At 59.5% G+C, this 12,720-nt stretch carries 5 protein-coding genes; 3 read left to right on the forward strand and 2 right to left on the reverse strand.

What is annotated here, in order from left to right:
* The first annotated feature begins 26 nt into the window (after positions 1 to 26).
* Genes ACZ5D1_RS02165 through ACZ5D1_RS02175 form a run of 3 tightly spaced genes read left to right on the forward strand, consistent with a single transcriptional unit; the run spans position 27 to position 9,196 of the window.
* Positions 27 to 2,321: a methyltransferase domain-containing protein gene (locus tag ACZ5D1_RS02165; RefSeq protein WP_464555753.1), complete on the forward strand. Its 2,295-nt coding sequence runs from the start codon at positions 27 to 29 to the stop codon at positions 2,319 to 2,321.
* Positions 2,318 to 4,246: a glycosyltransferase family A protein gene (locus ACZ5D1_RS02170; protein WP_464555755.1), complete on the forward strand. Its 1,929-nt coding sequence runs from the start codon at positions 2,318 to 2,320 to the stop codon at positions 4,244 to 4,246. Before ACZ5D1_RS02165 ends, ACZ5D1_RS02170 begins: the two co-directional genes overlap by 4 nt.
* A 33-nt stretch (positions 4,247 to 4,279) precedes the next feature.
* On the forward strand, positions 4,280 to 9,196 hold the full coding sequence (locus ACZ5D1_RS02175) for a glycosyltransferase (RefSeq protein ID WP_464555757.1): 4,917 nt from the start codon (positions 4,280 to 4,282) through the stop codon (positions 9,194 to 9,196).
* A gap of 193 nt (positions 9,197 to 9,389) precedes the next feature.
* Here ACZ5D1_RS02175 and gmd read toward each other — a convergent pair whose 3' ends face one another.
* Together gmd and ACZ5D1_RS02185 are read right to left on the reverse strand one after the other, a co-directional pair.
* Complete coding sequence (gmd, locus tag ACZ5D1_RS02180) at positions 9,390 to 10,538, reverse strand: GDP-mannose 4,6-dehydratase (protein ID WP_011366565.1); 1,149 nt, start codon at positions 10,536 to 10,538, stop codon at positions 9,390 to 9,392.
* Between the two features lie 284 nt (positions 10,539 to 10,822).
* Positions 10,823 to 12,562, reverse strand: a complete 1,740-nt coding sequence (locus tag ACZ5D1_RS02185; RefSeq protein WP_464555759.1) for a bacteriohemerythrin — start codon at positions 12,560 to 12,562, stop codon at positions 10,823 to 10,825.
* Positions 12,563 to 12,720: the final 158 nt, after the last annotated feature.

Raw genomic sequence — 12,720 nt, forward strand, 5'->3', positions numbered from 1 at the left:
GAACGTTATAACCTTCCGAGGAATATATGAACATTCTGCAGCAGACTGCACCAGATGCGTCGCCTGTGATTTCTTTGCTTTTGCCGACAAAGGACCGGCATGAAATGCTGGTGCGCATGCTTGCCTCCATGGAAAAGGCCGCAGGCCGTATTCCATGGGAGGCAAGAGTATTGTACGCGGGTGAAGACGTGGCGCAGAAAGCGGCGGCATTGCGGCAGCGGTTTCCACAGGTGCAAGTGTATGATCAGGCAGAGCATTTTTTGCCGGGCAGACCGTCATGGCCGTCCATGATGCAGTTTTTGCTCCGGCAGACGGATGCCCCGTGGTTTATGTATGCCTCTGACGATATTGTTTTTGCACCTGATGCTGTACTGCTGGCCCTGAAGGCTCTGCAGGACAGGCAGGGACTGGCTGCGGGGGTGGCCATGGGATATCGCAATGTGCACGCTGCTCAGCCAGAGTGGGAACAATATGGTGTCGATCTGACTCTTGGCGATCAGGTACTGGTCAATTACGGATTGCTTAGCACTCCTCTGGTGAAATCACTGGGGGGCTTTTCAGACGCGTACCGGTTTTACTGCGCAGATGGCGACATTTGCCTACGTATCTTGCAGGCCGGATACGAAATAGTTGCATGTCCGGAAGCACACGTTCTGCATGATAATGTTCTGGATGTGTCAAAACAAAATAATAATAATCTGGCAGAACAGGATATTGCTGCATACCGTGCTGCCTGGACAGGCAGTTACTATGACGTGCAGCGTGTCAAACGGCTGTTTGCTGCCGATGCAGATTCCGAACCTTTGATGCCCCGGGGGCGTGCGCTTGCGCCGGAGCAGCAGACGGACGGCTCTTTGCTGATACCCGCAGAAAGCGACGCACTGTGGGCACTGCATCAGGCAGGTCTGTACAGGGCGGGTACTCCGCTCAGGCTGCATCTCGGATGCGGCGAGACGCATCTTGAGGGGTATGTGAATATAGATTACCCGCAGGACAGGCATGCCGTGATGCGGACAAAGGCCGACATCTGCGCGGAGATAAAGCAGCTGCGTTTTCCCGACAACAGTGTGGATGAAATCAGGCTGCATCATGTGTTTGAGCACTTTAACCGTGTGGAGGCGCTGGGACTTCTGGTGCGCTGGCACCGGTGGCTGCGTACGGGCGGAGTGCTGCACATCGAAACGCCTGACCTTGAAGGAAGCGCCCGCACGGTGCTGTCGGACGTGCCCCTGAAGGAAAAAACCGCCGCGGTGCGGCATCTGGCGGGCGATCAGACAGAGACATGGGCGTATCACATCGATCACTGGTTTCCTCAGCGGTTTCAGACCACGCTCAGTCATCTGGGGTATGGTGAACTGCGTATAACAGCAGATCGGTGGAAGAAGCCTCCGCACCTTGCCAATGTTACCGCCGTGGCTGTCAAACAGGCTGATATACCGCTGGAAAAACTGCTGCAGGCTGCTGATGAACTGCTGTGGCTGAGTACCGTGGCTCCGGCGGAAATTCCCACCTATGAGGTGTGGAAAAAACAGCTGCGCGAATTTATGGCCTACCGCCCTGTGCACCCTGCTGCCGGACAGCCTGCACAGCAGCAGACTGCCGGTACTGTGCTGCCGCCGCTTTGCGCCGCCCCGCTGAAGGACATACATGATTTCAATCAGCGCGGGCGCGACAGCTGGATGGCGGCAAAGGCGGCCGCGGTACCGGACGGCGCCCGCGTGCTGGACGTGGGGGCGGGAACGTGTCCGTACCGTCCGCTTTTTTCACACTGCCGTTATGTGGCTCATGATTTCAAAGAGTATCAGGGCGAAAAGCTGGGTGGCGGCACGGACTACGGCGATATTGATCTGGTGGGCGACATTACCGCCATACCGGCTCCCGATGCGTCGTTTGACGTGGTGCTGTGCACGGAGGTTCTGGAGCATGTTCCTGATCCGGCAGCAGCCCTGCGCGAGATGGTCCGGCTGCTGCGTCCGGGCGGCAGGCTGCTGCTTACGGCCCCTCTCGGGTCGGGGCTGCATCAGGAGCCGTTCCACTATTATGGCGGATTCACTAGGCATTTTTATGAAAAATTTTTGCCGCCTCTGGGCATCAGGATAACGGAGCTGCGGCCCAACGGCGGTTTTTTCCGTCATCTTGCGCAGGAATGCGCCAGAGTATCGTGGCTGCTCGATAAAAAACCGGAACTTGCCGACGGGCGGGCAGAAGAACTGCGTGCGTTTTTCGGCGAAATGCTGCCCCGTTATCTTGCAGGGATGGATGACAGATACATGCTGGAAGATTTCACTGTGGGATATTTTGTGGAAGGAGTGAAAGCGTGAGGACGCAGGCCGTCGTATTCAGCAAGGACAGGGCGCTGCAGTTGCGCGCCACCCTCGAATCGCTGCTGCTGCGGTGCACTGATGCCGCGGAGGAACTGCGTGTGCGTGTGCTGTACAAGGCTTGCGGCGAGATGCACAGGCGGCAGTACAACAGTCTCAAAGAGAGCTTTCCGCAGGTGGAATTTGTGGCCGAGACGGATTTCCGCATCCAGCTGCTGCGTCTGCTGGCGGACACGCCGTACGTGCTGTTTCTGGTGGATGACAATATTTTTTACCGCGATTTTTCACTGGGCGGCGTGCTGGAATGTCTGGAAGCCGCCCCCGGGGCTGTGGGGTTTTCATTGCGGCTGGGGCGCAACACCACCTACTGCCACACGCAGGATGCACCTCAGCGCGTTCCCGGCTGTACGGTACTGCGTGACAACGTGCTCTGCTGCCGGTGGCGCGGGGCCGACCATGACTTCGGGTATCCGCTCGAAGTTTCCAGCTCGGTGTACCGTACAGCGCACATGCTGGCTTTGCTGCATGATATGCCGTTCACCAACCCCAACCTGCTGGAAGCGGGGCTCTCGCGCCGGACGGGTGCGGTGGAAGATTCGTTTCCGCAGCTGCTGTTTTTCGACAGGTCAGTGACTTTCTGCAACCCGTTGAACAGGGTGCAGGATACCTTTGCAAACCGGGTTGCGGACGAGCCGGTGGACGCGCAGGCGCTGGCGCAGCTGTACGCGCGCGGACAGATGCTGGATGTGGCGGCATACGGTGACGCCCTGCCTGACGCGGCACATTACGAAATGCCTTTGCGGCTGCGGTCTGTGCCCGCAGAGCCGGAGCATCTGTCAGTTACGGACAGGCCGTTTATTTCCGCGGTCATCCCTGTGTACAACGGGGCGTCGTTTTTGCCCGATGCCGTGCGCAGCCTTCACCGGCAGCGCTACGAACCCATGGAAGTCATCATAGTCAACGACGGCAGCACAGACGATTCTTCTGCCGTCGGCGCGGCGCTGGCAGCGCAGTATCCCGCCCTGCGCATACGGGTGGCGGACAAGGATAACGGCGGGCTGGCATCGGCCCGCAATGCCGGTATAGGTCAGGCCGGAGGCGGCTGGATACTGCCGCTGGACTGCGATGATTGTTTTGCGCCGGAATTTGTGGGCCGGGCGGCTGAAATAATATCGCAGCGGCCCGGGGTGAATCTGGTATTCGCCAATATGCAGGAATTCGGAGCCCGTCAGGGGCGCTGGAATCCTGAACCGTACTCTCTGCAGGAACTCATGCGGCGCAATACCTTTCCGTACGCTTCGCTGTACCGGAAAGAGCTGTGGGAACAGAGCGGCGGGTATGACCCTTCCATGCCGTGGGGGGCCGAAGACTGGCTTTTCTGGCTTTCCTGTGCACCGTTCGGGTTGTGCCCGCACAGAATAGAAGAGCCGCTTTTTCTGTACCGTACCCATCCGCACGGTTCCATGTACACCCGCATGATGGAACGGTGGGATGTGGTGCGCGCCTGTCTGCGCACTCTGCTGCCCGCCCTGTATCCTGCCGCGGCACTGCTGCAGGACCATACCCTTGTGGCCGGTATGGATGCGGATACGGCCGGTGTCATAGCGGACATACGCACACGGCATCCCCGTGCGGCCATGCCCGCCTTCTGGCAGGGGCTGGTGCACGAGGCCGCGGGCCGTACGGCGGAAGCCGTTGCAGGGTACATGCATGCCGCCGCGCATGCCCCGTATGCGCAGTGGCAGCCGCATCTGCGTCTTTTTATGTGCAATCTGCGGCTGGGCCGGAAAAAAGCGGCGCACGGCGCCGCGGTGCAGGCCGTTCTGCGCCGTCCCGAACTGGCTCCGCTGTTCAGCGGATATCGCGAACTGGACCTGCAGGCGCTGCTGCCGCGGAACATGTGTCCCGAAACTCCGCCCCGCTGAGGAGCCGCAGGCGTCCGGACCAGAAACACAGGTATGACCATGACCACTACCGCGCCGGAACGAACCGGCATTCCGCATATTTCCGTAATTATTCCGGCACGGCGTTTTACGCCGGAGCTGGCGGATTGTCTGCGCAGTCTTCAGGCGCAGCGGCTGGCTGCGGAGCATTATGAAGTTTTGCTGGCCGGCGATCTGCCCGATGAGAATCCGGCCGGACTGGCTGAAACGGCCGGACTGCGGCTGCGTGTGCTGCGCGGTGCGGACATGGCCGGATGTGGCAGAGCCTTGACGGCGGCCGTGCAGGCAGCGGCGGGGCGTATAGTGCTTTTTCTGCCGCCGGATGCGGTGGCAGACCCTGCCTGTCTGCTGCTGCATGTGCGTGCGCATGATTCGGTTCCCGATGAGGAATTCGGTGTGTTCGGCAGGGTGGATGCCGTGTGCGGTCCGCAGGATACTGTCTGGTGTCATATGCTTGCGCGCTGGAACGCGGTGCAGCGCGGCGGGCCGTTTGAAACCGGCAGGCTGTACGGCGCGCAGGGTGTTTCCGCCGTCAACTTCAGCCTGCCGCGCAGAACCCTGCTGGCGGCACTGCCGTTGTCCGGAGATTCTGCGGGTGCAGCTGCCGGTGCGCTGGCGGCCCATCTTGAGTCGCTGCCTGCGGGAGTGGTCTATCTGGACGGGTGCCGCATCCGCCGTCGGCAGAACGGCGGGGCGCGTGATTTTGTGCAGGGAGCCGCCGGCGATGATGTCAGGCCTTTTCTGCGGCAGGAGCACTTCAGCACCGCGGACAGGGCGTACTGGGCCAAGCCCCCTGCGCGGCTGCTGCGTGCCGTGGAAGAGATGACTGCCGTGCTGGAAGGACTGGAGCGGCAGATATGCCCGTTGCCTTCTTTTGCGCACATGCTGTCGCAGCAGGCGGTTTCCTGTCATGCAGAAGGGCTGGCCGCCCTGCGCACGCGCGATGTGCTGGCACTGCTTGAAAATGCCCGTACCGGACTGGATGCGTTTGTCCTGAATGTCGGCGGTGCGTGCGGGACCGGCCGGAATGTGTCTGCCGACTGGTTTTCCGCCATGTACCTGTTACGGCGGCTGCATGAGGTCATGCACCTTTCCGCCTGCGGTGCGCTGGCAGAATCCGGAGACTCTGCCGCCGCCCCTGCCATGCAGACCGCGCAGCAGGGCAGAATTCTGCTGGCCTGCAATTATTTCTGGCCCATGGTGGGCGGCACCGAAGTGGTGGTGGAAGAGCTGGGTGAGCAGTTTGTGGCGGCCGGTTATGCTGTGGATGTGGCCTGCCGGCACATGGATACCCGTCCCGCGCTGACGCATAAGGGCATGCGCATTATTCCTCTGCACTGCTGGAAGGGGTTTCGCGATGACATGGGGCCTGATGCTCCGGCGTACCGCACGCTGGTGATGCAGGGGGGCTACGATGCCGTCATAGCGCTGGCCCATCCTGACAGCTGGGTCTGCTGTCTGCTGCGCGGCTTACCGAGCAAAGGCCGTCCGCGCATTATCATGATGCCCAGCATGAACGCCGATAACCTGCGTACATGGCGGCAGCAGAACGAAATGGACAGCATCCATGACGTGCTGCGTGCGGCAGACAGGCATGTGAGCGTGTCGGAACGGGGAGTGGATGCGGAGGTGCTGGATGGTCTGGGGCTGACGCACACGTTTATTCCCCATGCCGTGGACACGCGGCGGGCCGATATAAACATGCGGCAGCGTCTGGGTCTGGATGAGGACGTGCCGTTGGCGGTCTGTGTAGGAAATTTCTGGCCGGTGAAAAATCAGCTGGAGCTGCTGCGCACCATGACGGCGGCGCAGGGACGCTGGCAGCTTGTGCTGGCCGGAGGGCCCGCGCCGTGGCCTTCGTTGCGTGAGTATTTTATGCAATGCTGCGCGGCTGCGGAGCGCGATCCCAGAGTCCGCATGACGGGGACGCTGCCCAGAGAGGAGGCGGCCGCTCTGATTTACGAGGCGGATGTTCTGCTGCTTCCCTCGCTGGGAGAAAGTGCAGGCCCGCTGGTGGTGCTGCAGGCCATGGCCATGGGGACACCCTGGATAGCCACACCGCAGTGCAATTCCGTACAGGACGAGGCGGGCGGGCTCATTGTTCCGCTGGATTCTTTTCCCGCCGCCATGCAGGCCCTGCTCCGCGGGCCGCACAAAGCCCGTCTGCTGGCGGCGCTGGGGCGCGAACACTGGCAGCGCTGCTTTACGTGGGCGCGTTCGTTTCCGGTATTCATGGATCTGGTGCAGGGGCGCGAACCGGCCGCAGACCTGTCCATGCCTGCTGGGTTGCGCAGCCGCTGGCAAGAGGTGGCTCAGCAGATTGTACCGCTGCAGACCTGCGACGGCAGTCCCGGCCTGCATGACTGCGGGCAGACTGCTGACATCTGTTCATGTGCTGTCGGCGGCGGTGCACGGGACTTTCTGTTCAGCGTGGTGACGGCCGCGTATAACTGTGAACCGTGGCTGGATGCCTGTATTGCTTCGCTTGCTTCCCAGTCACTGGGGTTTGAAGAGCACATCCAGCTGGTGCTGGTGGATGACGGTTCGCAGGACGGCACGGCAGCTGTTGCCGGACGCTGGGCCGCGCGGTATCCGGATAATATTCTGGTGCTGCGTACGGAAAACGGCGGTGTGGCTGCCGCACGCAATACGGGGCTGCCCCATGCGCGGGGCCGGTGGGTGACTTTTATAGACGCCGACGACTGCGTGAGCGAAAACTATTTCGCCGCCGTGCGGGAAGCGCTGAAAAACAATGAGGACGGTCTGGCGGCGGTGTCCTGCCGTCCGGTGTATCTGTTTGACGACAACACCCTGCACGACACCCACCCGCTGCGGTATAAATATGCCCGGTCTGCGGCCGTCGTGAACCTGCAGAAACAGCCGGAATACATTCAGCTGGCGGTCAATGCGGTATTTCTGGACAGGCAGCGTCTGGCGCAGTCGGGTGTGCTTTTTGACAGCCGGGTCAGGCCTTCCTTTGAAGATGCCCATTTTCTTAACAGATACTTTCTGCATACCGGCATGAGCACGGTGTGTTTTCTGCGTGACGCCGTGTATTTTTACCGCAAGCGGGGCACACAGGACAGTCTGGTGGACAGCGGCTGGAAACGGCCGGAAAAATATCGTGATCAGATAGTGTTCGGTTATCTGGACCTGCTGCGGGCATACGCTGCAAAAACAGGGACCGTGCCGGAATTTATCCAGAATACGGTTTTTTACGATGTGTACTGGTATTTCCGTAAAATGCTGGACAGTACGCTGGAGTATGCTTTTTCCGACGGCGAGGCCGCGCAGATGTTCGGTCTGCTGCGCACGGCGTTCCGTTTTGTGGACGTGCAGACCATGCTGCACAGCCCGCTGCCCATGATTCCCCTTTTTGAGCGGCTGGTCATGCTGCATGCACTCAAGTCGCTCGATCTGTCTTCGTTTCCGCTGGTGGTGCAGGAAGTGGCCGCGGACCGCGGTGCATTTGCCGTGTCCTGTTACGGAGGAGCTTCGGCCGTTATCAGTGCCGTGTCTGCCGAAACGGCAGGGCAAGAAGCGGGCCGGACGCTGGAGCCTGCATGGTCCGCGGTTATCCGCCATGCCTGCGGCGGCGAAGACATGCTGGTGGAAAAGCGCGTCTGGTTCCGGCCGGAGCATGGGCGGAAGCTGCGGTTTACGGTAAACGGCAACCCCGTGCAGGTGCTGTGCGGCGGGCAGTTGTCCGATGAGGTCTCTGCAGCGTCGGTGGCCGCCGCCCGGTATCTGCCGCTGTCTGCCATGCCGGAACCGCTGCGTGCCCGTTACGACCGCGCCTGTGCCGGTGCGCAGGAATATGCAGGCTGCTGGCTGCTGATGGACCGCGTGCACAAGGCGGATGATAACGCCGAACATTTTTATTTCTGGCTGCGCGAACACGCCCCCCATATTCCCGTCTACTTTGTGCTGTCGCGCCGCTGTGCGGACTGGACGCGTCTGGCGCACGCCGGAGTGCGCCTGCTTGCATACGGCAGCGAGGCGCATTTCAGTGCGCTGGCGGGTGCCGCATGGCTTGTCAGTTCTCAGGTGGACCCGCCGGTGGTGGACCCGCTGGAAGTGCGCGAAAATTTCGGCGTACCTGCATACAAAGTGGCTTTTCTGCAGCATGGTATCATTACGCAGGACCTGTCCCGCTGGCTTAATAAAAAGCAGCTTGATCTTTTTGTGACATCATGCCGCAGGGAATATGATTCCATAGTGGAGGGTGATTACAAATTCACCCCCCGTGAAGTGGTGCTTACCGGTCTGCCCCGCCATGACACCCTGCTGCATCGTGCCCGTCAGCGCAGGCCGGGCAGGGTAGTGCTGTTCTGTCCCACATGGCGTATGCATCTGCGGCAGACCGCCGACCTGACAAGCCCCCTGACGACGGAGGAAGGCCGGATTTTTACAGCAAGCTGCTACTTCAGGGCGTGGAATGCCGTGACCGGCAGCAGGCGGTTGGAACGGCTGGCTGCGGAGCATCGCTACCGCTTCATTTTTCTGCCCCATCCCGAAGTGTCGCGGTATCTGCCGCTGTTTGAAAAAACGGAAGCGTTTACGTTCATGAGTTATGCCGACCTTGCTTCCGTGCAGGATATTCTGCTGAGCAGCCGCATGCTGGTGACGGATTATTCCTCGCTGGCGGCGGAGGCGGCTTTTCTGGGCAGAAGCCTGCTGTATTATCATTTTCCGGAAAAGCGTTCGATATTCAGCGGGCATGTGTACACAAAAGGATACTTTGACTATGCGCGTGACGGCTTCGGCCCGCAGGCGGACAGCTTTGAAATGCTGGCGCACGAGCTGGAGACGGCCATACACCGGGGGTGTGTCCGGACCGCAGAATACGAGAAGCGTGCCGGTGAGTTTTTTACCCTGAGGGACGGCGGCAGCTGCCGCAGGGTGTTTGACGCCATAACCGCCCGTTCGTGATTGCAGGCGCGGTGCAGGCAATGTGCAGGCCTTTGCGGCGGCCTGATGCATGAGGCGGATGTAAAAAAGCGGATGTAAAAAAGCGGGCAGGATGCGGTGCATCCTGCCCGTCGTTGCATGCGGCCGTGCCGGAAAAACAGAAAAAAGTTGCGGATGTGTCTTCAGCGTGCGCCGGGCGTACGTTGCGGCGCGTCTAGTCGTTGTATTCAAAAACGGTGAAGCCGCTGTCCAGACAAACGCGGTCGCGCGCGGCGATGTTCACATCTGTCTGCACCATTTCACGGACCATCTCTTCAAAGCTGATGCGCGGCGTCCAGCCGAGTTTTTCCTTGGCCCGCGAGGGGTCGCCCAGCAGTGTTTCCACTTCCGTCGGGCGGAAATAACGCCGGTCTACTTCAACTATGACATCACCGGGCGACGGCATGCGTGCCGTGCCGCTTTTACCGTTCAGGCATGCGGCAAGCCGGGTTTCGTCCACGGCCCGTACCACACCTTTTTCTTCGGCACCGCTGCCCTGCCAGTCCAGAAAAATACCGACTTCAGCTGCAGAAATATTGACAAAATCACGAACGGAATGCTGTCTGCCCGTGGCGATGACAAAGTCCTCGGGGTGTTCCTGCTGCAGCATGAGCCACTGCATTTCCACATAGTCGCGGGCATGGCCCCAGTCGCGTTTGGCGTTCATGTTGCCCAGATAGACCTTTTGCTGCAGTCCCAGCGCTATGCGGGCCAGAGCACGGGTTATCTTGCGGGTGACAAATGTTTCGCCGCGTACGGGCGATTCATGGTTGAACAGAATGCCGTTGCATCCGTAAATGCCGTATGCTTCACGGTAGTTAACGGTAATCCAGTATGCGTACAGCTTGGCGCAGGCGTAGGGAGAACGGGGGTAGAACGGCGTTGTTTCCTTTTGCGGAATTTCCTGAACCTGCCCGAATAGTTCTGAAGTGGAAGCCTGATAGAAACGGGTATGCTTTTCCAGTCCCAGTATGCGGATGGCTTCGAGAATGCGCAGAGTACCCAGCGCATCGGTGTTGGCCGTGTATTCCGGAGAGTCGAATGAGACCTTTACATGGCTCTGTGCGGCCAGATTGTATATTTCATGCGGCCGCACTTCCTGAATGATCCGTATCAGGTTTGTGGAATCGGTCAGGTCGCCGTAGTGCAGAATGAACTTCCGCCCGTCCACATGCGGGTCCTGATACAGGTGGTCGATGCGGTCGGTGTTGAACGAGGAAGCGCGGCGCTTGATACCGTGCACCTCGTAGCCTTTGTTCAGCAGAAATTCGGCAAGATAGGCACCGTCCTGTCCGGTGATGCCTGTGATGAGTGCTTTTTTCATGACGTTCCGGAAAGTTTGTGTTGCTTTTTATGCGGTATTGTCAGGTTCTGGACATACAACGTAGTTGCCACCGTGACAATAGCATAAAGAATGCCGCAGCGGGATATATGCCGGTACTGCGGCATGATGCATACCCGCGCAATACGGGCGGTTCCGTCAGGGATGCCGTGCGCCAGAAAAATGCCGCACCGGTGTCCGGAGCGGCATCTGCGGGCGTATGCGGCGGCAAGGCTGTTCAGGCGGCATGCGGCTGTGCGGGAGTGCCGGGGGGCAGGCGCGGGACGTCAGCGCACCCCTTTGCTGTTCAGAAACGCGGAGTACTGCTTATCCACCACCTGAATGTGGTTCAGTATCCATTCCTTGAGAAATTCCAGCAGTTCCAGCGAGACGGTTATTCGGCCTGAAACAATGTCCTGCTCCACGCTGAGCACTTTTTCACGCAGACTCTGGTGTATTTTTTTGTGATCTCTGGCACCGGGCACATCGTATCTGTCAAAAAGATCCTCTTCTTCCTTGAAATGGGTCAGCGTGTATTCCTTCAGCCTGCCCAGTGTATCCAGCATGACGCTTTTTGCCTTACCGGCCTTCATGGCGGCGGCCAGCTCGTTGATGAGCGCCACCAGATTTTTATGCTGGCTGTCCAGATGCCCTATATTGACGGAAAGGTCGTCCGTCCAGTTGAGGAACTGCCCGTCGCCCGTTGATACGGTTTTGCCGGTTTCGGCTTTTGCCAGAGCTGCCAGAATGGATTCCAGCTCCGCGATGAGCCCTGTAATGCGTGCCAGAGCTTCTGCCGAACGGGTCATGCCTGCGGTCGTTTCTTCTGCCGTGTCTTTTATTCCGGCGATGGCCGCGTTGATCTGGTCCGACGTGGCTGATTGTTCCTCGGATGCTGCGGCCATGTTCTGCACCATGTAGGATGCCTGAGAGATAATATCGATAAGATCGGTCATGTAGCGTTCTGATTCGGCCGCGGCTGTGGCGGAATGGCCTATCTTGCCGGCAGCTTCGTCCACGGCATCCATGCTGTTTCTGGCCACGCGCCGGATGCCGTGCACCACCTCGTTCACTTCCTTGGTGGCGGATACCGTTTTTTCCGCCAGCTTGCGCACTTCGTCGGCCACCACGGCAAAACCGCGTCCCGCTTCACCTGCGCGGGCCGACTCTATGGCCGCATTAAGCGCCAGCAGATTGGTCTGGTCTGCAATATCGTTGATGACATTAAGCACCACACCTATGGATTCGGCCTGCGCGCCCAGTTCGTCCATGGTTGTTTTCAGGGCGCCTATGTTTTCCTCGACATCGGTTATAAGCTCCAGTGCCTTGTGCACCTCGCGCGATCCGGCCTGCGCCTTTTCCTGCGACCGGGCAGCCTGTGATGCCGCAGATGCCGCGTTGCGTGCCACTTCAAGCACCGCCGTGTTCATTTCGTTCATGGCAATGGCTATCTGTTGTGTTTTACTGTTCTGCACGCTTATGCCGCCGGTCACATGGTCTATGTCCGCCGTCACGGTTCTGAGCGAACCGGTAAGTTCTCCGGATATGTCGCCGGCCTTCTGTGTGGCTTTGTGCAGCGAAGAGAGCATAATTTCCACATCGGTGCGGTAGGCCTGTGCCTCACGGGTACTTTGTTCGAATTTTTCCGACAGGGTGCCGGCAGCCTGCGCTGCGGGGCTGTAGCTGTCGGCATTCTGCACCAGCGCCGTTGCCGTGCGGTGTATTTCCTCTGCCAGCGCGTGCAGTTCCGCCGCGCCTGCAAGCTGTGGCGTTACAGTGGCGGGGCTGTCACGCAGGGCGGCCGTATAGGCGTGCAGCTTTTCAAGGGGGCGGCTGAACCCCGCATGCAGCTGATACAGCCCCGCGGCAATGAAACCGCAGCCCGTGAGAGTCAGTACGCCGTACACGGTTATAAACGTGCCTGTGTGCGCCTGTACGGGCAGGATGAGCCATGAGCACACCGGAAAAAGCACAATGCAGATTCCGGCTGTCAGTAAAACGGTGTTCATGCGTGTGTAAAAAGACATCGTTCCCTCGCGGTTGCCGGTGGCAGATATGACCCTGTAAAAAATCAGGGTGCTGTATACTGTAAACAGGACAGGCCTTCCGCCCCCATGATTTTTACAACACATGAATGCCGTATACGGCGTTTTACGCGATAAGCCCTTGTTTTTACCGGAAGGGG

The sequence above is a fragment of the Oleidesulfovibrio vietnamensis genome (genome assembly GCF_055388115.1).

What these genes read in the sequence shown, in the direction of transcription:
- gmd (WP_011366565.1), bottom strand. Translation starts at nt 10,538, where the DNA reads ATGAAAAAAGCACTCATCACAGGCATCACCGGACAGGACGGTGCCTAT.
- ACZ5D1_RS02165 (WP_464555753.1), top strand. Translation starts at nt 27, where the DNA reads ATGAACATTCTGCAGCAGACTGCACCAGATGCGTCGCCTGTGATTTCT.
- ACZ5D1_RS02185 (WP_464555759.1), bottom strand. Translation starts at nt 12,562, where the DNA reads ATGTCTTTTTACACACGCATGAACACCGTTTTACTGACAGCCGGAATC.
- ACZ5D1_RS02175 (WP_464555757.1), top strand. Translation starts at nt 4,280, where the DNA reads ATGACCATGACCACTACCGCGCCGGAACGAACCGGCATTCCGCATATT.